The sequence below is a fragment of the Geodermatophilus sp. SYSU D00742 genome (assembly GCF_054049935.1).
Genome location: NZ_JBJGYJ010000044.1, coordinates 1 through 21,816, shown reverse-complemented (window position 1 = coordinate 21,816; position 21,816 = coordinate 1). Strand labels below are relative to the sequence as shown.

20 protein-coding genes are annotated in these 21,816 nt (G+C 74.8%); 10 read left to right on the top strand and 10 right to left on the bottom strand.

All coding sequences use genetic code 11. The annotated features are described in order from the left end of the window. Positions 1-72 precede the first annotated feature (72 nt). From fliQ to ACI78V_RS21030, 6 genes are all read left to right on the top strand, one after another. A complete protein-coding gene (gene fliQ, locus ACI78V_RS21055; RefSeq protein ID WP_456854310.1) occupies positions 73-348 on the top strand; it encodes a flagellar biosynthesis protein FliQ in 276 nt (91 codons plus the stop codon). A 7-nt stretch (positions 349-355) separates the two neighbouring features. After that, complete coding sequence (fliR, locus tag ACI78V_RS21050) at positions 356-1,120, top strand: flagellar biosynthetic protein FliR (protein ID WP_456854308.1); 765 nt, start codon at positions 356-358, stop codon at positions 1,118-1,120. A 3-nt stretch (positions 1,121-1,123) separates the two neighbouring features. Then, a complete protein-coding gene (locus tag ACI78V_RS21045; RefSeq protein WP_456854306.1) occupies positions 1,124-2,296 on the top strand; it encodes an EscU/YscU/HrcU family type III secretion system export apparatus switch protein in 1,173 nt (390 codons plus the stop codon). Positions 2,297-2,407: 111 nt separating this feature from the next. After that, a complete protein-coding gene (flhA, locus tag ACI78V_RS21040) occupies positions 2,408-4,447 on the top strand; it encodes a flagellar biosynthesis protein FlhA (protein WP_456854304.1) in 2,040 nt (679 codons plus the stop codon). After that, positions 4,428-7,007: a hypothetical protein gene (locus ACI78V_RS21035; protein ID WP_456854302.1), complete on the top strand. Its 2,580-nt coding sequence runs from the start codon at positions 4,428-4,430 to the stop codon at positions 7,005-7,007. Before flhA ends, ACI78V_RS21035 begins: the two co-directional genes overlap by 20 nt. Beyond that, positions 7,004-7,231, top strand: a complete 228-nt coding sequence (locus tag ACI78V_RS21030; RefSeq protein ID WP_456854300.1) for a hypothetical protein — start codon at positions 7,004-7,006, stop codon at positions 7,229-7,231. The genes ACI78V_RS21035 and ACI78V_RS21030 overlap by 4 nt, the downstream gene beginning before the upstream one ends. A gap of 167 nt (positions 7,232-7,398) precedes the next feature. Here the strand turns inward: ACI78V_RS21030 and ACI78V_RS21025 are convergent, their stop codons facing one another. The 4 genes from ACI78V_RS21025 to ACI78V_RS21010 form a co-directional block, all read right to left on the bottom strand. Beyond that, positions 7,399-8,697, bottom strand: a complete 1,299-nt coding sequence (locus ACI78V_RS21025; protein WP_456854298.1) for a PhoH family protein — start codon at positions 8,695-8,697, stop codon at positions 7,399-7,401. Positions 8,698-9,005: 308 nt separating this feature from the next. Further along, entirely contained in the window at positions 9,006-9,182 is a 177-nt protein-coding gene (locus tag ACI78V_RS21020; protein WP_456854296.1) for a hypothetical protein, read from the bottom strand. Positions 9,183-9,201: 19 nt separating this feature from the next. Beyond that, the gene (locus ACI78V_RS21015; protein ID WP_456854294.1) at positions 9,202-10,419 is read right to left on the bottom strand and encodes a DUF885 domain-containing protein; all 1,218 of its coding nucleotides are present in this window, start codon (positions 10,417-10,419) and stop codon (positions 9,202-9,204) included. 14 nt (positions 10,420-10,433) lie between these two features. Then, complete coding sequence (locus ACI78V_RS21010) at positions 10,434-11,213, bottom strand: isoprenyl transferase (protein ID WP_456854292.1); 780 nt, start codon at positions 11,211-11,213, stop codon at positions 10,434-10,436. A gap of 135 nt (positions 11,214-11,348) precedes the next feature. Here ACI78V_RS21010 and trhA point away from each other — a divergent pair, with 135 nt between their 5' ends. Then, the gene (gene trhA, locus ACI78V_RS21005) at positions 11,349-12,161 is read left to right on the top strand and encodes a PAQR family membrane homeostasis protein TrhA (protein WP_456854290.1); all 813 of its coding nucleotides are present in this window, start codon (positions 11,349-11,351) and stop codon (positions 12,159-12,161) included. 201 nt (positions 12,162-12,362) lie between these two features. On the opposite strand, the gene ACI78V_RS21000 is transcribed toward trhA, so the two are convergent. From ACI78V_RS21000 to ACI78V_RS20990, 3 genes are read right to left on the bottom strand one after another with little or no spacing between them, the layout of a single operon-like run. Then, positions 12,363-13,613: a geranylgeranyl reductase family protein gene (locus ACI78V_RS21000; protein ID WP_456854289.1), complete on the bottom strand. Its 1,251-nt coding sequence runs from the start codon at positions 13,611-13,613 to the stop codon at positions 12,363-12,365. A 53-nt stretch (positions 13,614-13,666) separates the two neighbouring features. Beyond that, positions 13,667-14,275 (bottom strand): hypothetical protein, encoded by a 609-nt coding sequence (locus tag ACI78V_RS20995; protein ID WP_456854288.1) that lies wholly within the window; start codon positions 14,273-14,275, stop codon positions 13,667-13,669. Positions 14,276-14,335: 60 nt separating this feature from the next. After that, positions 14,336-16,333: a thioredoxin domain-containing protein gene (locus tag ACI78V_RS20990; protein WP_456854286.1), complete on the bottom strand. Its 1,998-nt coding sequence runs from the start codon at positions 16,331-16,333 to the stop codon at positions 14,336-14,338. 222 nt (positions 16,334-16,555) lie between these two features. Here ACI78V_RS20990 and ACI78V_RS20985 point away from each other — a divergent pair, with 222 nt between their 5' ends. After that, entirely contained in the window at positions 16,556-17,116 is a 561-nt protein-coding gene (locus ACI78V_RS20985) for an AMIN-like domain-containing (lipo)protein (protein ID WP_456854284.1), read from the top strand. A gap of 21 nt (positions 17,117-17,137) precedes the next feature. On the opposite strand, the gene ACI78V_RS20980 is transcribed toward ACI78V_RS20985, so the two are convergent. Both ACI78V_RS20980 and mca read right to left on the bottom strand, forming a co-directional pair. Next, positions 17,138-17,479, bottom strand: coding sequence for a hypothetical protein (locus tag ACI78V_RS20980; RefSeq protein WP_456854282.1), 342 nt, complete (start codon positions 17,477-17,479; stop codon positions 17,138-17,140). Further along, entirely contained in the window at positions 17,476-18,363 is an 888-nt protein-coding gene (gene mca, locus ACI78V_RS20975) for a mycothiol conjugate amidase Mca (protein ID WP_456854281.1), read from the bottom strand. Before mca ends, ACI78V_RS20980 begins: the two co-directional genes overlap by 4 nt. Before the next feature lie 213 nt (positions 18,364-18,576). Between mca and greA the strand changes: the two genes are divergently transcribed. Together greA and ACI78V_RS20965 are read left to right on the top strand one after the other, a co-directional pair. Beyond that, positions 18,577-19,080, top strand: coding sequence for a transcription elongation factor GreA (greA, locus tag ACI78V_RS20970; RefSeq protein ID WP_456854279.1), 504 nt, complete (start codon positions 18,577-18,579; stop codon positions 19,078-19,080). Between the two features lie 11 nt (positions 19,081-19,091). Beyond that, positions 19,092-19,421, top strand: a complete 330-nt coding sequence (locus ACI78V_RS20965) for an RNHCP domain-containing protein (protein WP_456854277.1) — start codon at positions 19,092-19,094, stop codon at positions 19,419-19,421. A 60-nt stretch (positions 19,422-19,481) separates the two neighbouring features. Here the strand turns inward: ACI78V_RS20965 and ACI78V_RS20960 are convergent, their stop codons facing one another. Continuing rightward, positions 19,482-21,557, bottom strand: coding sequence for a M3 family metallopeptidase (locus ACI78V_RS20960; RefSeq protein ID WP_456854276.1), 2,076 nt, complete (start codon positions 21,555-21,557; stop codon positions 19,482-19,484). Positions 21,558-21,816 lie beyond the last annotated feature (259 nt).

Sequence of the window (21,816 nt, the reverse complement as noted above, 5' to 3'; positions counted from 1 at the left end):
CGAGCTCGCGAGCTCGTCGATGAGCACAGCAGCGCCGCGAGCGGCGGCGACGAGCGCCAGCGAGGAGTCGTCGTGAGCGACGCCGACGTCACCGAGATCGCGGTGCGGACGATGCTGGTCGCCGCGAAGGTCGCCGCGCCGGTCCTGCTGACCGCCCTGCTGGTGGGGTTCCTGATCTCGCTGTTCCAGGCCGCGACGCAGATCCAGGAGCAGACGCTCTCGTTCGTGCCGAAGATCATCGCGGTCGCCATCGCGCTGCTGGTCACCGGCAACTGGGTGCTGGCCGAGATGGTCAGCTACACCCAGAGCCTGTTCGAGATGCTCCCGCGCCTGCTCGACCGGACCTGAGGCGCCCATGGACCTCGAGGTCCCGGCGACGACCCTGGCGGCCCTGCTGCTCGGCACCGCACGGGCCACCGGCTTCGTGCTGCTGTCGCCCCCGTTCGCCTCCCGCGCCATCCCGGCCCCCGTGAAGGGCGCGCTCGCGCTGGCCCTGTCGGTGGCACTGCTGGGCCGGATCGCCCCGGAGCTGCCCGAGCCGACCGCGGGCTTCCTCGTCGTCGGCGCCGTCACCGAGGTGGTCGTGGGCGCCGCCCTCGGCTTCGTCGTCCAACTGCTGTTCGCCGCCGTCCAGTACGCCGGCGACCTCATCGACCTCTCCGGCGGCTTCACGATGCAGCCGTCCTACGACCCGCTGTCGATGACGACCAGCGGCGCGATCGGCCGCCTGCACCACCTCCTGGCAGTGACGCTGCTGTTCACCAGCGGCGGGCACCTGCTCATCGTGCGCGGGTTCGCCACCTCCTACGAGGGGCTGCCCGTCGGCGCCGGCGTGCCCACCGACCAGCTCGCCCAGGTGCTCATCACCGCCGTGTCGATGATGTTCCTGGCCGCGCTGCAGATCGCCGGGCCCCTGGTGGCGGTGCTCCTGCTCTCCGACGTCGCCCTGGGCCTGCTGTCCCGGGCCGCACCGGCGCTGAACATCTTCGCCTTCGGGTTCCCGGTCAAGATCCTGCTCACCCTGGCGCTGCTGGGGCTGACCTTCCCGCTGCTGCCCTCGGCCCTGGACTGGCTCCTGGACTCCGCGGTGCGGGCCATGGTCTCCCTCCGGAGCGGGTGACCCGTGGCGCAGGACGGACCCGGCGGCGAGAAGACCGAGGCCCCGACTCCCAAGCGCCTCAAGGAGGCGCGCAAGGAAGGGCAGATCCCCCGGACCCAGGAGCTGGGCACCTGGATGGGAGCGGCGGCGGCCAGCGTGCTGTTGCCGATGGTGGTGGGCGCGGGCTTCGACGGCGTGGCGCAGCTGTTCGTGCAGCTCCGTGGCATCGCCGCACAGCCCGAGGCCAGCGCGGTCTCCGCGCTGCTCGGCCAGGCGCTGAGCACCTTCCTGACCACCGTGCTGCCGATGGCGCTGGCGCTCATGGCCATCGGCGTCCTCGCCACGGCCGCGCAGGGCGGGGTCGCGGTGTCCACCAAGTCGATGAAGCCGACCCTCAAGAAGCTCAACCCGTTCCCCGGGATGAAGCGCATGTTCGGCGGCCACGGCTGGTGGGAGGCGACCAAGGCACTGGTCAAGACCGTGGCGCTGGCGGTCGTGGTGGTCATGACCAGCGACCGGGCGCAGGAGCTGGTGTCGTCGTCCGGGTCGCTGCCGCTGTCGGCGGTCGCGGCCACCTTCACCGACTCCGCCGTCCTGATGTTCCGGGTCGTGGCCGTCACCGGCCTGGCGATCGCGATCGCGGACTACATCGTGGTCCGCAAGCAGATCATGAAGAAGCTCAAGATGAGCCGGTACGAGATCCAGCAGGAGCACAAGCAGGCCGAGGGCGACCCGCACATGAAGGGCCAGCGCCGCGCCGCGCAGCTGGCGATGTCGCGCAACCGGATGATGGCCGAGGTCGCCACCGCCGACGTCCTGCTGGTGAACCCCACCCACGTGGCCGTGGCGCTGAAGTACGAGGCCGACCGCGGGGCACCGCGCGTGGTGGCCAAGGGCGCCGACGAGCTCGCCGCGAGGCTGCGCGAGCGGGCCGAGGAGGCGCGCGTGCCGATGATCCAGGACATCCCGCTCGCCCGGGCCCTGCACGCCTCCTGCGAGCTGGGCCAGGAGGTGCCCGCGCAGCTGTTCACCGCGGTCGCCCGGGTGCTCGCCTTCGTCATGCAGCTGTCGGCGCGCGGCGTCCGGGGCGGGCTGCACCGGCCCGGCTTCGAGGCCCCCGACGTCGAGGGCCTCCCCCGGGCCGGCCGCCGCCGCGCACCGCTGAGCACCTCCGCGGACGTGCCGGCGGGCCGCTGAGCACCGCCCCGGAGGGCCGCCGGGCCGGGACCGCTGGGGCGGGCGTGACGGAAGGGTCGGTCGGCGCCGGCCCGGTATCCCGGTTGAGCCGAACTGCCGATGAGTTCCTCCGTGCAGAAGCTGACGAAGGCCGCCGTCCCCATCGGCGTGGTGGCCATCGTCCTCATGCTGGTGGTGCCGCTGCCCGCGGCGGTGCTGGACCTGTTGCTGGGCTTCAACATCACCGCCGCGCTGCTGATCCTGCTGGTCTCGATGCAGATCAAGCGGCCGCTGGACTTCGCCGTGTTCCCGTCGCTGATCCTCATCGCGACGCTGTTCCGGCTGGCGCTCAACGTGTCCTCGACCCGGCTGGTGCTCACCGACGGCTACGCCGGCAAGGTCATCGAGGCGTTCGGTCACTTCGTCATCGGCGGGTCGCTGGTCGTCGGCCTGGTGATCTTCGTGATCCTGACGATCATCCAGTTCGTCGTCATCACCAACGGGGCCGGCCGGGTCGCCGAGGTCGGCGCCCGCTTCACCCTCGACGCGATGCCCGGCAAGCAGATGGCGATCGACGCCGACCTGAACGCCGGCCTGATCAACGAGGAGCAGGCCCGCCGGCGCCGCTCCGAGGTCACCGCCGAGGCGGACTTCTACGGCTCGATGGACGGTGCGTCGAAGTTCGTCAAGGGCGACGCCATCGCCGCCATCATCATCACGCTGATCAACCTCATCGGCGGGTTCGCCATGGGCGTCATGCAGCTGGGCATGGCGCCCGGTGACGCCGTCTCCACGTACTCGCTGCTGACCGTCGGCGACGGCCTGGTCTCCCAGATCCCGGCGCTGCTGCTGTCCACCGCGACCGGCATCATCGTCACCCGCTCGGCCTCCGACGGGGACATGGGCAGCGACCTGCTGGCCCAGCTGGGCCGGTTCCGGCAGCCGGTGCGGATCTCCGGCGGCGCGGCCATCGCCCTGTGCCTCATCCCGGGCCTGCCCAAGCTGCCGTTCCTGCTCATCGGTGGCCTGTTCCTGCTCATGGCCGCCCGCATGGAGGCCCCCGCCGAGGACGAGGACGCCGCCGCCCAGGCCGGCGCCGCCGAGGAGCCCCGGCCGGACTCGCCCGAGGCGATCGCCGAGAAGATGCGGGTGGACCCGCTCGAGCTCGAGGTGGCCTTCGACCTCGTCGACCTGGTCGACTCCGCGCGCGGCGGCGACCTGCTCGACCGCGTCAAGGCGCTGCGCCGGAAGGTCGCGATGGACACCGGCCTGGTCATCCCGCTGGTGCGCACCCGCGACAACCTCGACCTCCCGTCGTCGCAGTACGTCATCTGGCTCAACGGGGTCCCGGCCGCCAAGGGCATCTCCCCGGCCGGCACCGTGCTGGCCATCGGCGACGCCCTCGACGGGCTGCCCGGCAAGCCCACCCGCGAGCCGGTGTTCGGCCTGGCCGCCAAGTGGGTGCCGGTGGAGCTGCAGCGGCAGGCGGAGATGGCCGGAGCCACCGTCGTCGACCGTTCTTCGGTCATCACCACCCACCTGGCCGAGGTGGTCCGCCAGCACGCCGCCGAGCTGCTCGGCCGGGAGGACGTGCGGCTGCTCGTGGAGACCGTCCGCCGCACCCACCCGGTCGTGGTCGAGGAGCTCACCCCGGCGCTGCTCACCCTCGGCGAGATCCAGCGGGTGCTGCACGGGCTGCTCGACGAGAACGTCTCCATCCGCGACCTCGTGCGCATCTTCGAGGCACTGTCGGTGCGGGCCAAGGTCGCCACCGACGTCGACGGGCTGGTCGAGGCCGCCCGCACGGCCCTCGGCGCGGCGATCAGCCACCCGTACGTCACCCCCGACGAGCGGCTGCACGTGCTGACCCTCGAGCCGGCCTTCGAGCAGCGGCTGCTGGAGGCGGTCCGGCACAGCGACGGCGGACAGGTGCTCGCCCTCGACGCCGGCACGGTCGACGCCCTGGTCAACGGGTGCACCGGTCTGCTCGGTGACGCCGAGCGGGTCGGCCTGGCGCCCGTGCTCGTGTGTTCCCCGCAGGTCCGGGCCGCGCTGTCCCGGCTGATGCGTCAGATCCTCCCCCGCCTGCCGGTGATCTCCTACACGGAGGTCTCCCGGACGGCCCAGATCGAGTCATTGGGAGTGGTGAACGGTGCCGTTGCCGTCCGTTGAGGCCGCCTCGCGCGAGGCCGCCATCGCCGCCGCCCGCGAGAAGTACGGCTCCTCCGTGCGCATCGTCGGGATCCGCCGCGTCCGCACCGGCGGGGTCATGGGCTTCTTCACCACCGAGCGGTACGTCGCCGAGGTGGAGGAGATCGCACCGGCTCCCGTCGAGCGGCGGCCCGCCTCCCGGGCCGAGTCCGCGGCCCGCATCGAGGCCGCCCTGCGGCGCGCCCCGGTGCTGCCGGACCCCGTCGACGAGGTCGCCGGGCTGCTGTCCGATGACGACGAGCCCGCCGTGGGGCTGTACTCGCGCAGCGCCGCCGGCGCCGGCCGCCCGGCCGCTGCGTCGCGCGGTGGCCGGCCGGCCGGCACCCCGGCGCGCACCGGTGCCCAGGCCCGTGCCGCCGCCCCCGAGCCGGCGCGTGCCCCGTCGGCGGGTACCCCTGCGCCGGGGCGTGGCGCGGCGGGACGGCCCACCGCTGCGGCCGCCGGCCGAGCGGCGGCTGCCCCTCGGCCGGCCGCCCCGGTGGAGCCTGCTCCGGCGCCCTCGCCGTTCACCGCCGCCCTGGCGCAGATGGTCGCCGGGGACGTCGACGTGCGGGAGGCGGTGGACGAGGCGATCGCCGCGGTCGCCGCCGCTGCACCGGCACCGATTGCCCCCGTCTTCGAGCCGTTCGCCGAGGAGGCTCCCGCGTGGGCGGCCGCCGAGGAGGCTCACGGGTGGGAGCCGGTCGCGGAGGCCACACCCGCGTGGGACCCCGCCGCCGGGACCGGGCCCGCACGGGAGCCCGCGACCCCGCCTGTCGCTCCGGCGGCCCAGCCGGCCGCTCCGGTGGCCCAGCCGGCCGCTCCGGTGGCGCAGCCGGTGGCTCCGGTGGCGCAGCCCGCAGCGGTGACCGCCGAGCGCTCGGCGTCCGCCACGCTGTGGGGCCCTGCGCCCGTCGCCACCCCTGCCCCGGCGACCGCGCCGGCCGCGGCCTCCCCGGCACCCGTCGAGGTCCCCGCGGCTCCGGTCTCCCCGGTCGACGTCCCGGCCGCCGCGGTCGCCGCGACCCAGGCACCGGTCGACGTCCCCGTGACCCCGGCACCGGTCGACGTCCCCGTGGCCCCGGCACCGGTCGACGCCCCGACGCCTCCGGCCACCGCCGAGCTGGCACCGGTCGCCGCCGAGCCGCCGGTGGTGGTGGCCACCGAGGCACCACCGGCGGACTCCGCTCCGCCGGTCCCCCCGGTCGCTGCCCCGGAGTCGGCCCGGGTGCCCGACTGGGTGCACGAGCCGGACTTCAGCACCGGCCCGATCACCTCCCGCGAGGAGGCCATCGCCGAGGTCCTGCGTGCCGCGCTCGCGCACGACACCTCCGACGCCGCGCTCACCCAGCTGCTGCGCGGTGTGCTGACCGGCTCGGCCGCGCACGAGGAGGCCACCCAGGACGCCGGCGGGTACGGCTACGCCGACGGTCACCTCGACGACCACGCCTTCGCCGAGGCGCACACCGCCGAGATCCCGCTCTACGTGGACGCCGAGGCCGAGGCCGACGAGTGGGAGGTGGTCGCCGAGGTGCTCGCCCCGACCGCGAGCGACCCCGCGCCTCTCCCGTCGGACGCCACGACCGTCCTGCCCCCGCTGTCGTTGCTGCCGCCCCCCGCGCCGGGCACCGCGCTCGCCGTGCCGCCGTTGCTGTCGCGTCCCCCGGTGCCGCCGGCGATCGGCCGTCCGGGCGCGGGCCGGCAGGTGGCGCGCACGTCGGGCGTCGCCTCCGGCCTGGCCACCGTCACCCGGCTGCCGGTGGACAAGCGGGCGGCCACGTGGCGGCGTAGCGCCCCGATGGTCGTGACGTCGGTCCGCGAGCACCCGCACGGCGGCGGCCCCGTGGCGGCTGGCCCGGGCGCGGCCGAGCAGGCCGTCGTCCGCCGGCTGCTGGAGCTCGGCGTGCCGGAGCGGCTTCTCGGCCGGGAATTCGCCGCCGCGGTCGCCCAGCGCGGCACCTACGCGGCCCTCACCGGCGCGCTCGCCGCCGGCCTGCCGACGCCGCCGCCGCTGCCCACCGGCCCTGGTGAGGTCCTGCTCGTGGTGGGCCCGGGCGTGGAGACCCTCGCCGCCGCCCGCTCCCTGGCCGCCTCCCTGCGGCTGGACGCCGAGCGGCTGCAGTGGGCCTCGCGGGGCGACCTGGCCGCGCTCGCCCCGCAGGGCAACCGGATCAGCAGCATCGACGCCGCCCTGGAGCGCAAGCAGGAGACCGACCGGTCGGGGACGCTGACCATCGTCGCGGTCGACGCCCCTCTGCGCGCCGGCAGCAGCACGTGGCTGGAGCAGATGGTCGCCGTCTTCGCCCCCGCCGGGGTGTGGGCCGTGGTCGAGGCCACCCGCAAGCCGGAGGACGTCGGGCCGTGGCTCGACGGCCTGGCCCGCGTGGACGCGCTCATCGTGCAGGACACCGACCTCACCGCCGACCCGGCGGCGGTCCTGGCCCGCACCGCGACGCCCGTGGCCCTCCTCGACGGCGTCCGCGCGACGGCGCACCGGTGGGCCTCCCTGCTGTGCGAGCGGCTGGAGACCCCGGGGAGATGAGCCCGCTGCGCTGGGACGTGCTCGCGCTGGGGTTCGTCCTCGCCCTGCCGGTCCTGCTCCTCGGCCTGCGCGGCGACCTCGGCGTCGAGGACGTCGCCGTCCGGCTGCCGTGGTGCCTGGGCGCCGCGTGGGCCGCGGTGGCCCTGCTGCGCTGGGCCGGCACACCACGCCGTCCCCCGACCGCAGCAGACCCCGACCCGGATCCCCCCACCCCCGCCCTCTGACCCACCGCTGCCGGTGCATCGCGGGGGCTTCTCGTGCACCGCCGGTCGTGCAGGACCGGCAGTGCCCGAGGAACTCCGGCAGTGCCGCCGCCCAGGCAGTGCCGCCGCCCAGGCGGTGCCGCCGTGCCGAGCCGGCGCCGCGCGGGACGGCGCCGGCCGGCCGCGGCTCAGAGGGGGATGTCCTCCAGCATCTCGGTCACCAGGGCGGCGATCGCGGAGCGCTCGGACCGGGTCAGCGTGACGTGGGCGAACAGCGGATGCCCCTTGAGCTGCTCGACCACGGCTGCGATGCCGTCGTGCCGGCCCACCCGCAGGTTGTCCCGCTGGGCGACGTCGTGGGTGAGCACCACGCGCGACCCCGATCCCAGCCGCGACAGCACGGTCAGCAGCACGCCGCGCTCCAGCGACTGGGCCTCGTCGACGATCACGAACGAGTCGTGCAGCGACCGGCCGCGGATGTGGGTCAGCGGGAGCACCTCGATGAGCTCGCGCGCGGCGATCTCCTCCAGGACCTCCTTGGAGACCAGCGCGCCCAGGGTGTCGTAGACCGCCTGGGCCCAGGGGGACATCTTGTCGCCCTCGCTGCCGGGCAGGTAGCCGAGCTCCTGGCCACCGACGGCGTACAGCGGGCGGAAGATGACCACCTTCCTGTGGGCCCGCCGCTCCATCACCGACTCCAGCCCCGCGCACAGCGCCAGCGCCGACTTGCCGGTGCCCGCCCGCCCGCCGAGCGAGACGATCCCGATCTCGGGGTCGAGCAGGAGGTCCAGGGCGACCCGCTGCTCCGCCGACCGCCCGTGCAGCCCGAACGCCTCGCGATCGCCCCGGACCAGCCGCACCTGCTTGTCGGGGGTCACCCGCCCCAGCGCCGAGCCGCGGGAGGACAGCAGCACCAGGCCGGTGTGCGGGGGCAGCTCCGCGGCCGCCGGCACGTGGACCTCGCCCTCGTCGTAGAGCGCCGACAGCTCGTCGTCCTCCAGCGACAGCTCCGCCATCCCGGTCCAGCCGGCGTCCACGGCGTCCAGGGCCCGGTACTCGTCGGTCTCCAGTCCGACGGCCGCCGCCTTCACCCGCAGCGGGACGTCCTTGGTCACCAGGCAGACGTCGCGGCCCTCCGCCCGCAGGTTGAGCGCCACCACCATGATCCGGCTGTCGTTGCTGTCGTTGCGGAAGCCGGCCGGCAGCACCGACGGGTCGCTGTGGTTGAGCTCCACGTGCAGGGTGCCGCCCTCCTCGCCCACCGGCACCGGCGCGTCGAGCCGACCGTGGGCCACCCGCAGGTCGTCGAGCAGACGCAGCGCCTGCCGGGCGAACCAGCCGAGCTCGGGGTGGTTGCGCTTGTCCTCCAGCTCCCCGATCACGACGAGCGGCAGCACCACGTCGTGGTCACCGAGGCGCAGCAGCGCACCGGGGTCGGCGAGCAGGACGGAGGTGTCGAGGACGAACGTGCGGCGACCAGTGGTCACGCGGCCACCTCGCCGGCGCTCGTCTGCCGCGTGCCCAGTGGTGCTGCGGTGCTGCATGCCCTCGCAAGCTCGGTCATGGGTCGACTCCCCTGGGGCGCTGATCGCACCCCGGCTCGAAGGTGGCCGGGCCCCGGCACAGGGGCCGGGCACCGGCCCCCTGGTCGACGAACGCAGTCGAGCCAACCGGGCCTCCCGTGGACGGCGAGGTGAGCTCGCCCTCCACCGCGGACGTTAGGCCCGGGAGGTGACAGAAACGTGTCCGGACGACGTCGTGTCACCCTGTCGGGGCACCACGCGCACCACGCGTCTCAGCGCCGCCGCCGCGGGCGGCCGGCGATCAGCGCCCAGGCCAGCGGCACGAGCAGCACCGGCCACTGCAACCGGAGGTCGCCCACCCACCACAGGCCGCCGACCAGGAGGACGGCGAGCCAGCCCGCCGTCCACAGCCCGAGGTCCCGCGCCTCCTCCGGGTCGCGCCGCGACATGCCGTGTCCCGCTGCGCGCTCAGGCGGCGCGCAGCTCGCCGGCGACGGCGGCCGGGGTCAGCGGCTCGTCCAGCAGCCGCACGAACCGGTCGGCGACGCGCTGTCCCTGGGGGCGCGCGTCCAGCCACGCCGAGAGCAGGTCGAAGCCCTCGACGTAGGTGGTGATGTAGGCCCGCCACAGCGGGTGGGTGAGGAAGCGCAGCTGCTGACGCGCCCGCTCCTCGCTGACCAACGACCACCGCTGCAGGTACGTGACGACCTCGTCGGCGTCGGCGCCCCGGTCGTGCAGGAGGACGGCGGCGTCCTGGCGCACCCGGTTCAGCGGCGCGACCGCGGCCGCGACCCGCTCGGCGAGGTGCCCGTCGAAGCGCAGCCCCAGGTCACCGAGCACCTCGGCGGCCCAGGGACCCCAGCCCTCGCCGATCGACGCCTGGACGCCGAGGTCGGCCAGGCCCTCGGCCATGAGGCACTCGGGGGTGTTGACGAGGAAGACGGTGTGCTCCACCCGCGCGGAGCGCTCGACCAGCCCGAGCTCCTTGCGGCAGTGCTCGGTGTGGTGGCCGGGGTAGGACTCGTGCGCGACCAGGTGCGGCAGCTGCCCGAGGCGGTGCGGCAGGTCGGCGTTGATCGCGACGCGGGACCGGTAGTCGCCCTCGTAGTAGTTGAAGCCCGACCACGGCTTGTCCGTGACCACCTCGTACTCGACCGTCTCCACCTCCGGGAGGCCGTACTCCCCGCGGACCTCGTCGCGCAGCGCGCTCGACAGGGCGTGCACCGCCTCGGCCAGCCGCTCCGGCGGGCACTCCTCGCGGCGCCGGTGGGCCGCATACCGTTCGGCGAGGGTGCCGCTGCCGGGCAGCAGCGCGTCGAGCTCGGCGTGGGCCGCGGCGTAGGACGCCGGGTCGCCGAGGGTGAGCTCGACCTGGAAGTAGCTGGCCACCTCGTCCAGGAAGGCCACCGGCTCGCCGCTCATCGTGCGGGCGCTGCACTCCAGACCGACGAGCTGCCCGCGGAGGAAGTCGGTCCGGTCGGCGGGCAGGCCGGCGGCGCCGAGCTCCCCCAGCAGCGCTCGGGCCTGGTCGCGCAGCCCCTGCGGGGTGGGCGCCGGCTCGTCCTCCACCGCGGCCCGGATCCGCGGGTCACCCGTGTAGGCGTCGACGAACCCCGGCTCCAGCCGGTCGAACCGCAGCCCGAGCTGCACGTACGCGAGGGGGACGTCGAGCGGTCGGGCGGCCATGACCAGGGATGTTCTCAGTTGCCGAAGCGCCGGTGCCGCGCGGCGTAGGCACGCAGCGCGCGGAGGAAGTCGACGCGGCGGAAGTCGGGCCAGTAGACGTCGGTGAAGTGGAACTCCGAGTGGGCGGTCTGCCAGAGCAGGAAGCCGGAGAGCCGCTGTTCGCCGCTGGTGCGGATCACCAGGTCGGGGTCGGGCTGCCCGCGGGTGTAGAGGTGCTCGGCGATGTGCTCGACGTCGAGGACGCCGACCAGCTCGTCCAGCGTCGTCCCCAGCTCGGCGTGCTCGGCCAGCAGCGAGCGCACCGCGTCGGCGATCTCCCGCCGTCCGCCGTAGCCGACGGCGAGGTTCACCGTCGCCCCCGGCCGGTCGCGGGTGGTCTCCTCGGCCTGCTTGAGGACGGCGACGGTCTCCGCCGGCAGGAGCTCCAGCGCACCGACCGGGCGCAGCTGCCACCGCCGGTCCGGCGCGGCGAGGTCCTCGGCGACGCCCTCGATGATCCGCAGCAGCGGGACCAGTTCGGGCTCCGGGCGGGACAGGTTGTCGGTGGAGAGCAGGAAGAGCGTGACCACCTCGACGTGGGCCTCGTCGCACCAGCCGAGGAACGCGGCGATCTTGTCGGCGCCACGGCGGTGCCCGGCATTGGGGTCCTCCAGGCCGATGGCCCGCGCCCACCGCCGGTTGCCGTCGACGATCACCCCGACGTGCCGGGGGATGTCGGCACCCTCCAGGGCCCGCGCGAGCCGCCGCTCGTAGACCTCGGTGAGGACGTCACGGACCCACTGCCGAACCCCCACGAGGCGTCACCCTAGGCCCCCGGTCCGCACGCTCCCGGCACCCGTCACCGACCTGCACGAAGACGCTCCGGGGCCGCCCGACGACGCACAACCGGTGCCCGTGCAGGGTGACCTACGGATGCGTAACCTCGGTTCGTGCACGCTCTGCCCGACGACCGTGAACCGGTGCGGATCGAGGCGGACGGCGCCCAGCTGGAGGCCCCGCGCAGCCAGGCCGTGGGCGCCGTCCTCGACGAGGGCTCGCGGGTCGACCACACCTGGACGGCCGCGGACTTCGCCGACGACGACTGGGACCACCCCGACACCCGCCCACGGCTGCGCGGCTGGCTGCACCTGTTCGCGTTCTTCGGCGCGATCGTCGCCGGCGCCGTGCTCGTGCCCCTGGCCTCGGTGCTGGGCGCCCGCTCGGGGTTCCCGGTGGCGGTCTACTGCCTGACCATCTGCGGCCTGTTCGGCATCAGCGCGCTGTACCACCGCCGCCGCTGGTCACCACGCGGCTGGAAGATCATGAAGCGGCTCGACCACTCGATGATCTTCCTGTTCATCGCCGGCACGTACACGCCGTTCGCCCTGCTGGCCGTGGACCAGCCGACGGGGTACTGGATCCTCTCCGGCGTCTGGGCCGGCGCGCTGGCGGGCGTCTTCCTCAAGCTGAGCTGGCCGACCGCGCCGCGCTGGGTGGGGGTGCCGCTCTACATCGGGCTGGGCTGGGTGGCCGTCTTCATCCTCACCGACATCCTGCACATCGCCGGGGTCACGTCCCTGGTGCTGCTGGCCGTCGGCGGCGTCCTCTACACGGCCGGCGGCGTGGCGTACGCGATCAAGAAGCCCAACCCGTGGCCCGGGGTCTTCGGCTACCACGAGGTCTTCCACGCGATGACGATCGTGGCCGCCATCTGCCACTACATCGCCGTCTACTTCGCGATGTACAACTCCCCCTTCGTCTGACCTCCGGTCGGACACCGCGGCCCGGTGCCGTTCCTCTGTTGCGCCGAGCCCTTCCCCATCCGGGCCCAGGGGACCCTCCGGGGCCCCGCTCCCCCGGACCGCGGCTCACCGCGAGTTCCCCGTCATCTCACGTCCCGTCCGGGCTCGGGGGACCCTCCGGGGCCCCGCTCCCCCGGACCGCGGCTCACGTCCCGTCCGGGCTCAGCTGAACGGCGGCCGGTCGTCGAGGCGCACCGACAGCCGACCGGCCCCCCGCCACAGGCGGGCGACGAGGTCGCGGTCGGCGTCGGTGACCAGGTTGCCCATCACGCGCAGCGCAACGGTCATCAGCGCCCGTGACCGCATGCCCACGGGGCCGGCGGCGGGCAGGAACCGCGGCACGGTGAGCAGCCCGGCCAGCCGCCGGGCGATGGAGAACGCCTCGCCGTAGTGCCGCCGCAGGGTCGCCGGCCACGCCGCCGACCAGTCGTCCTCGTCGAGCAGCCGGACGACGCTGCGGCCGGTCTCCAGCCCGTAGTCGATGCCCTCCCCGTTGAGCGGGTTGACGCAGCCGGCGGCGTCGCCGACCAGCGCCCAGTTCCGCCCCGCGACGTTCGAGACCGCACCGCCCATCGGCAGCAGGGCCGAGGCCGGGGCCTCCACCGGGCCGTCGAGCCGCCAGTCCTCCCGGCGGGCGTCGGCGTAGGTCTCCAGCAGCGCCTTGAGCTGCACCCCGGCCGGACGGCGCGCGGTGGCCAGCGTGCCGACGCCGATGTTGACCTGGCCCGACGCCGCCCCCAGAGGGAACACCCAGCCGTAGCCGGACAGCAGCTCCCCCTCCGTCCCGCGCAGCTCCAGGTGGGAGGAGATCCACTCGTCGTCGGCCCGCTCCGACCGCACGTAGCCGCGGGCGGCGACGCCGTAGGCGGTCCCCCGGTGCCACTCCCGGCCGAGGACCCGGCCCAGCGGCGAGCGGGCGCCGTCGGCCACGACCAGCCGCCGGCAGCCCACGGTCACCGTGTCGTCGCCGACCTCGAAGGTCACGCCGGTCACCCGGTCGCCGTCCCGCTCGACGTCGACGGCGCGGGCCCCCTCCAGCGGCGTCGCGCCGGCGGCGAGCGCCACCTCGCGGATCCGCGCGTCCAGCTCGGTGCGAGGCACCGCGCTGCCGTGGGCGGGGAACTCCCCGCCCGGCCAGGGCAGCTGCCACTCCCGTCCGAACCCGGCGGCACGCAACCCGCGGTTGCAGGCGTGGCCGCGTGCCCAGTCGCCGAGACCGAGGTGGTCGAGTTCGGCCATCGCGCGTGGGGTCAGGCCGTCCCCGCAGGTCTTGTCGCGGGGGAAGACCGCGGCGTCGGCGAGCACCACCTGCCGCCCGGACCGGGCCGCCCAGGCCGCGGCGGCGGCACCCGCCGGTCCCGCGCCGACGACCAGGACGTCGGTCGCGGTCGGGGTGGCGGCGTCGGCGGTCACCCGCCCAGTGTCCCCGGTCGCGGGCACCGGCCCGGACACCGGCTCAGGTGAGCTCAGTCGGTGCGGGGACCCCGCGCCCGGACCTCCTCCACGGCCGCCATCGCGTCGCGGAGCTCGGCCAGCCAGGTCTCCGCGTGCTCACCGACGAGCCGCACGGCCCAGACCAGCGCCTCGGACCGCGACCGGGCGACCCCGGCGTCGACGAGCGTGTCGAGCACCAGCCGCTCGGGCTGCCGGAGCCGGGTCATCACCGGCACCGACAGGTTGGTGAACAGCTCACGGTCGTCACCGCACGCGGCCCCCCACGCCACCGAGCGGCCGTAGCGGGCCTGCGCGGCATCGGCGATCACCATCCGCTGCTCGCGGGTCTCCTCCCGGAAGCGGGCGATCCGGCCGGCGCGTGCGGCCGCGGCGTCCCCCTCGCCGGGTGCCGGCTCGGGCAGCGTGCCGACGACGGTGATCTCGTCGCGGTCGACGGTCAGCTCCACCGGCCCGGTGAACCAGCCGTCGGGCAGGCGGCCGGCGAACCAGCCGGCGACCTCGGCGCGCTCCACGGGCGGCGGCGCCTCCGGTCCGCGGCCACGGCCGCCGGGGCCACGCCCGCGGAAGCCGCGCAGGAAGGGGTTCGGTGAGTCGGAGAAGCGGGAGTGGGGTCCGTGCACGACGACCTCCGGGAGCGCGTGGGTGATTACACGCTTTCAGCGTAAGCCGACAGGGCCGCGTCAGGAAGGACGCAGCGCTGCGCCCAGAGCGGACACGTCGGTCACCGGCGCCGAGCACACGAAGCCGCGGCAGACGTAGGCAGCCGGCTGCCCGTCCACGAGCGGCCGGCCGGCCAGGAGGGGTACGCCGGGCGCGTCCGGCTCGCCGACGACCACCACGGCGCCGGGGCTGGTGGCGGCTCGTGCGGCCGCCGCGAGGGCCTCCCGCCCCGGGCCCGCCGGACCGCTCACCGCCACCTCCAACGGGCCGGCGAGCAGCGCCTCACCCACGGCGGCAGCCCACCCGGCCGCGCGGGGCGCACGGGTCACCAGCGTCGCCAGCGAGCCGACCGCCGCCTCGCCCAGCTCCCGGTGCCGCGGCGACCCGGCGAGCGCGCCGTAGGTCACCGCGGCCCCGGCAGCGGCGGCGATCCCCGCGGGCGTGGGGCCGTCGGTGGGGTCGAACGGCCGGTGGACGAGGGTCTCGGCGTCGGCGGCGGTGTCGTGCCAGCCCTCGGCGTCGATGAACTGCTCGGCGACGACGTCCAGCAGGTCACCGGCCAGCTCCAGCCAGCGTCCCTCCCCCGTGGCCTGGTGCAGCGCGAGCAGCCCCTCGGCGAGGTCCCCGTAGTCCTCCAGCACGCCGGCCGGGGCGCCCGCGACGCCGTCGCGCGAGGCGCGACGGAGCCGCCCGCCGACCCAGTGCACGTCGGCCAGCAGCTGGGCGGCGCGGCGGGCGGCGGCGACCGACCGCTGGTCACCGGTGAGGACGCCGTGGTCGGCGAGCGCGGCGATCGCCAGCCCGTTCCACGCGGTCACCACCTTGTCGTCACGGGCCGGCTGTGGACGGCGGGCGCGGGCCGCGGCCAGCCGCTCGCGGACCGACGCCAGCCGGGCGGGGTCGTCGGGGTCGCGCCGCAGTTGGAGGGTCGACGTCCCGTGCTCGAACGTGCCGTGCGCCGTCACCTCGAACACCCCGGCGGCCCACCGGCCGTCGTCCTCGCCGAGGACCTCGACCAGCTGGGCCGGCGTCCAGACGTAGGTGAGCCCCTCGACCCCGTCGGTGTCGGCGTCGAGGGCGGAGGCGAAGCCGCCCTGCGCGGTGCCCAGGTCCCGCACCAGGAAGGCCGCGGTGTCGTCGGCGACCCGCCGGGCCCAGGACTCCCCCGTCGTCCGCCACAGGTGCACGTACCCGCGCAGCAGCAGCGCGTTGTCGTACAGCATCTTCTCGAAGTGCGGCACGACCCACCGCTCGTCGACGGCGTAGCGGGCGAAGCCGCCGGCGAGCTGGTCGTGGATGCCGCCCCGCGCCATCGCCTCCAGCGTGCCGCGGGCCATCCGGAGGGCCTCGGCGTCCCCGCTGCGGGCGTGCGCGCGGAGCAGGAACTCCAGCAGCATGGACGGCGGGAACTTCGGGGCGCCGCCGAAGCCGCCCCACCGCTCGTCGTAGTCGTCGCCCAGCGCGGCGACGGCGGCGTCGAGGTCGGCGGCCGACAGCGGCGTGGGGGCGCCGAGCTCCAGGCGTGAGGAGATGGCCTCGACGATCCGGGTGCTCGCCGACTCCAGCTCCGCGCGCCTGGTCCGCCAGGCGTCGGTGACCGCCGCCAGGACCTGCCGGAAGGCGGGCATGCCGTGCGCCGGCCGCGACGGGTAGTAGGTGCCGCAGTAGAACGGCTTGCCGTCCGGCGTGGTGAACACCGTCATCGGCCAGCCGCCGGAGCCGGTCAGGGCCTGCGTGGCGGTCATGTACACGCTGTCGACGTCCGGCCGCTCCTCGCGGTCGACCTTCACGCAGACGAAGTCGGCGTTCATCTGCGCCGCGGTGGCCTCGTCCTCGAAGGACTCGTGCGCCATGACGTGGCACCAGTGACAAGCGGCGTAGCCCACCGAGACCAGCACCGGGACGTCGCGGTCCCGGGCCTCGGCGAACGCCGCCTCCCCCCACTCCCGCCAGTCGACCGGGTTGTCCGCGTGCTGCAGCAGGTAGGGGCTGGTGGCGGTGGCGAGTCGGTTCGGCACGGACGCTGACTACCCGGCGGCGCCCGGCGGACGCGCCCACACCGCAGCCCGTCACCCACAGCACACCTTGCCCGACAACGCGAGCAGGCGCGCCGGATGATAGTGGATTTGTGCCCACAGACCCGGCGTTTCTTCGTCGAGAGCGGACGTCGTCGGCTCTGGTGCGCGCGCGGCGCGTCGGCGGATTCTCACGACGGAGCACTCACCCACCAGGAGGTCACCATGACCCGCTCCCGGATCCTCGTCATCCTCGTCTCCGCGCTGGCCGCACTGGGCGTGGTCGCCCCCGCGTCGGCGAGCGCGGCGCCCTACTGCGGCATCACCTGGGGCTCCCAGGCCAAGTCGCTCAACCCGTACCAGCCCGGCGGTGACCTCGTGCACGACGTCCGCGCCGGACGGCACACCTGCTACGACCGGGTGGTGGTCGACATCGCCGAGGTCGACGACACCGATTCCTACGTCGTCCGGTACGTGCCGGAGGTGGTGCAGGACGGCAGCGGGGAGACCGTTCCGCTCCGGGGCGGCGCCGCGCTGCAGGTCACGTTCGGCGCCGTCGGCCACGACGACCGGGGACGGCCGACCTACTCGCCGGCCGACCCGCTCGAGGCGGCCGACGTGGCGGGCTTCCGCACGTTGCGCCAGGTGGCCTGGCTGGGGTCGTTCGAGGGCCAGTCGGAGCTCGGCGTCGGCACGCGGGCACGACTGCCGTTCCGGGTCTTCGTCCTCGAGGGCGGTTCCAGCAACATCGACCGGCTGGTCGTCGACGTCGCGCACCGCTGGTGACCGGCACGGCGGCCGGCCGGGTCAGCCCCTCGGGGTCTCCGGCCGGCCGTCGCCGTCCCGGCGCGGCGGCTCGATGGCCAGGGGCGCCCGGCGCAGGGTGTCGAGCAGCTCCTGCCCCGGCTCCTTGCGCTCCTCGAGCAGCTGGGCCGGGGTGTCGGGGACGACGACCCGCGGGCCGTCGTCCGCGCCGTCGAAGCTGGCCGGCAACCGCTTGAGGTGCCCGCTCATCGACTTCACGAGCAGGGCGGTCGCGATCAGCAGCAGCACGATCAGCAGCAACCCGAGCGGACCGGCCTTGCCGACGTCGGAGGGCAGCTGCTCGTCGTCGGCCGCGGCCAGCACGGTGATGAGGGAGGGGCTCATCGGACGGTCACCTCACTGTGGACACCGGCGAACAGGTCGTCCTCGGGCACCGGCGAGTCGACGACCGACCGGGCCAGCTCGTAGTCCTCGGTGGGCCACACCCGCTGCTGCACCTCCAGCGGGCAGGCGAACCACCGGCCGTGGGGGTCGATCTGGGTCGCGTGCGCGATCAGGGCGGCGTCCCGGACGGTGAAGTACTCGGCGCAGTGCACCCTCGTGGTGACCCGGTGGGACATGTCGCGGTCCGGGTCCCAGTTCTCCAGCCACTCCGCGTAGGGCGACTCGTTGCCCGAGGCGATGATGGCCTCGTGCAGCGCCCGCGTGCGGGGCAGCGTGAAGCTCATGTGGTAGTAGAGCTTCAGCGGCTGCCAGGGCTCCCCGAGCTCGGGGTAGCGGTCCGGGTCACCGGCGGCGTCGAACGCGTGCACCGAGATCTCGTGGGTCTTGATGTGGTCGGGGTGCGGGTAGCCGCCGCGCTCGTCGTAGGTCGTGATGACGTGCGGCTTGAACCGGCGGATGAGTTCCACCAGCGGCGCCGCCGCCTCCTCGGTCGGCACGAGCGCGAAGCAGCCCTCCGGCAACGGCGGCAGCGGGTCGCCCTCGGGCAGGCCGGAGTCGACGAAGCCGAGGAACTCCTGCTCGATGCCGAGGATCTCCCGCGCACGGTTCATCTCCTCGACCCGGATCTGCGGCAACCGCTCCCAGACCTCCGGCCGGTCCAGCGCGGGGTTGAGCACGGAGCCACGCTCTCCGCCGGTGCAGGTGGCCACCATCACGCGGACGCCCTCCGCGACGTACTTCGCCATCGTCGCGGCGCCCTTGCTCGACTCGTCGTCGGGGTGGGCGTGCACGGCGAGCAGGCGCAACGGGTCTGCTTCGGTCACCGGGACATCATCCCCCGTCCGGGCGGGGCCCCGCCGCCCCCGGCCCCACCGATCGGGTGCACGTGGCACTCGTCACGCCTTGAGACGGTACGGTTCCGGATCCGTCGGCGGATGACGTGGAACACGTCACCGCCGGACGGTGTTACGTTGGCCGTTCTGAACGCGGCCGTTCCCCAGGCGGGGGGCGGCCACCGACATTTCAGGAGCACTACCGTGTCCACCCCGACTGACGAGCAGGGCCAGGGCGTCTGGCTGACCCAGGAGGCCCACGACCGGCTCAAGGCCGAGCTCGACCAGCTGGTGGCGGGCCGTCCGGCCATGGCCGCCGAGATCAACGCCCGCCGCGAGGAGGGCGACCTCCGGGAGAACGGCGGGTACCACGCCGCCAAGGACGAGCAGGGCAAGCAGGAGGCCCGCATCCGCCAGCTGACCGACCTGCTGCGCACCGCCAAGGTCGGCAACGCGCCGACGACGGCCACCCACGCGGCCACCGGCACCGTCATCACCATCCGCTTCCAGGGTGACGACGACACCGAGAAGTTCCTCCTCGGCTCCCGGGAGATCGCCGGCACCACCGGTCTCACGGTGTACTCGCCCGAGTCGGCCCTCGGGTCGGCCATCCTCGGCGCCGAGCCGGGGGCGACGGTGACCTACCAGGCGCCCAACGGCCGCGACATCACCGTCGACGTCGTCGCGGTCGAGCCCTTCGTCCCCTGACCGGGCGCGCCGTGACCCGTCCCACCCGCTCCCGGCGGGCGGAGAACACCGGGTTCACCTGCGTGCACTGCGGCTCCCCGGTACCGGCCAACACCGACGGGCACTACCGCAACCACTGCCCGGTGTGCCTGTGGTCGCTGCACGTCGACGACCTCCCCGGCGACCGGGCGAGCGAGTGCCGGGCCCCGATGGAGCCGATCGGCCTCGTGGAGAAGTCCGGGAAGGGCTGGCAGGTGGTCCACCGCTGCACGGCGTGCGGCCACCGCCAGCCCAACCGGCTGGTCCGGGAGGGCGAGAGCCCCGACGACCTCGACGTCGTCCTCGGCCTGCCCTGGCTCTGAGGACCTGAGCGGAGTGCCGCGGCGCGGCGGACGCGCCCGTGGCACTCCGCTCGTGTCGTCTCAGGCCGTGGGGAGCAGGCCCCGCCGGCGCAGGAGCGGGGTCGGGTCGGCGTCGCGGCCGCGGACGGCGCGGAACGCCTCCAGCGGGTCGACGGACCCGCCCACCGACAGCAGCCGCTCGCGGAAGACGTCACCGTTCTCCCGGCGCAGGCCGCCGTTCTCGCGGAACCACTCCACCGTGTCGGCGTCGAGCACCTCCGACCAGATGTAGGAGTAGTAGCCGGCCGCGTAGCCCCCGGCGAAGACGTGCTGGAAGTACGTCGTCCGGTAGCGCGGCGGCACCAGGTGGTGGGCGACACCGGCCGCCTCCAGAGCGGCCCGCTCGAACTCCGCCGGGTCCCCGACCTCGGTCCCGGGCGTGATCCGGTGCCAGGCCTGGTCGAGCAGCGTGGCCGCCAGGTACTCCAGGGTCGCGAAGCCCTCGCCCCACAGCTGGGCGGCCTCGATCGCCTCGACGACGCTGGCCGGGAGGGGCTCACCGGTCTCGACGTGCCGCGCGTAGCCGGCCAGCACCTCGGGCCACAGCGCCCACATCTCGTTGACCTGGCTGGGGAACTCCACGAAGTCCCGCGGGACGGCGGTGCCGGCGAACCGCGGGTAGGTGACCGACGAGCTCAGCCCGTGCAGGGTGTGCCCGAACTCGTGGAACAGCGTGTTGACCTCGTCGAGGGTGAGCAGCGTCGGGCGGCCGTCGGCGGCGCGGGTGACGTTGAGGTTGTTGACCACCACCGGCTTGGTGCCCAGCAGCCGCGACTGGGTGACGAAGGAGCTCATCCACGCCCCACCCCGCTTGCCCTCCCGGGCGTAGAAGTCGCCGAGGTACAGGCCGACGGTGTCCCCGCCGGCGTCGGTCACCTCCCAGACGCGGACGTCGGGGTGATAGCCGGCGAGGTCCGGGCGCGGGGCGAACCGGTAGCCGTAGAGCAGCTCGGCGGCGCGGAAGACGCCGTCCACCAGTACCCGGTCCAGCTCGAACCACGGCCGCAGCGCCGCGGTGTCGACGGCGTAGCGCTCGGCGCGGACCCGCTCGCTGTAGAACGCCCAGTCCCACGGCGCGAGCTCGGTCACCCCGTCGCGGGCGGCGACCTCGGTCAGCGCGGTCGCCTCGGCCTCCGCGTTGGCCAACGACGGGCCCACCATCGAGGTCAGCATGGCGTCGACCGCCTCGGTGCTGCCCGCCGTCTGGTCGGCGAGCACCAGGTCGGCGTGCGTGGCGAAGCCGAGCAACCGCGCCCGCTCGGCGCGCAGCCGGGCGATCCGCGCCGCGACCGGGCCGTTGTCGTGCTCGCCGGCGGAGGCGCGGCTCACCGACGCCTCGAAGACCCGCTGCCGCAACGCCCGGTCCCGCAGCTTCGCCAGCACCGGCTGCCCGGTCGGCAGCAGCAACGGGAGCAGGAAGCCCTCGACGCCCCGGTCGGCGGCCGCCCGGGCCGCCGCCTCGACCTCCTCGGCGCCGAGCCCCTCCAGCTCGGCGGCGTCGTGCACGACCACCGCCGCGGCCTCCGTGGCCAGCTGGAGGTTCTGCCCGAACGTCGTGGACAGGCCCGACAGCTCCTGGTTGAGCCCCGACAGCCGGCTCCGGCCGGCCTCGTCGAGGCGGGCGCCGGAGAGGACGAAGTCCAGGTGGTAGCGCTCCACGAGCCGCACCGCCTCGGCGTCGAGCCCCGCCTCGTGCCGCCCGGTGTGGACGGCGTCGATGCGGGCGAACAGCGCCGGGTCCAGCCGCAGCGCGTCGGCGTGCGCAGACTCCAGGGGCGCGAGCTCCCGCTCGATCTGCCGCAGCCGCTCCGAGGACACCGACGAGGCCAGGTTGTGGAACACCGCGCCCGCCCGGCGGTACAGCCGGCCGGAACGCTCCAGGGCCACCACGGTGTTCTCGAAGTTCGGCGGCTCGGCCGAGCCGACGATGGCCGCGACCTCGGTCCGCTGCTCGGCCATGCCGGCCAGCAGCGCCTCACGGCAGTGTTCCAGGGTGATCGCCGCGAACGGCGGGAGCTGGAGCGGCAACTCGGACGGTTCCAGCAACGGGTTGTCGGTGGACGGGACGGCGGCGGGGGTGGTCTCGGCGGCGCTCATCGCCGCCCATCCTGCGCCATGACACGGCGGTCCTCCGGACCGCACCGCGGCCAGCGGCCGTCCCCGACCGCCGCTGAGCCACTCCCCGTGTCCCGGCCGGGAGACCCTCCGGGCCCCCGCGACCGGTCCACCCCGCGGCCAGCGGCCGTCCCCGACCGCCGCTGAGCCACTCCCCGTGTCCCGGCCGGGAGACCCTCCGGGCCCCCGCGACCGGTCCACCCCGCGGCCAGCGGCCGTCCCCGACCGCCGCTGAGCCACT

Coding starts and splice junctions, on each gene's coding strand:
- ACI78V_RS21015 (WP_456854294.1), bottom strand. CDS start 10,419: ATGGCCGCCCGACCGCTCGACGTCCCCCTCGCGTACGTGCAGCTCGGG.
- ACI78V_RS20980 (WP_456854282.1), bottom strand. CDS start 17,479: ATGAGCCCCTCCCTCATCACCGTGCTGGCCGCGGCCGACGACGAGCAG.
- fliR (WP_456854308.1), top strand. CDS start 356: ATGGACCTCGAGGTCCCGGCGACGACCCTGGCGGCCCTGCTGCTCGGC.
- ACI78V_RS20960 (WP_456854276.1), bottom strand. CDS start 21,557: ATGAGCGCCGCCGAGACCACCCCCGCCGCCGTCCCGTCCACCGACAAC.
- ACI78V_RS20985 (WP_456854284.1), top strand. CDS start 16,556: ATGACCCGCTCCCGGATCCTCGTCATCCTCGTCTCCGCGCTGGCCGCA.
- ACI78V_RS21030 (WP_456854300.1), top strand. CDS start 7,004: ATGAGCCCGCTGCGCTGGGACGTGCTCGCGCTGGGGTTCGTCCTCGCC.
- ACI78V_RS21020 (WP_456854296.1), bottom strand. CDS start 9,182: ATGTCGCGGCGCGACCCGGAGGAGGCGCGGGACCTCGGGCTGTGGACG.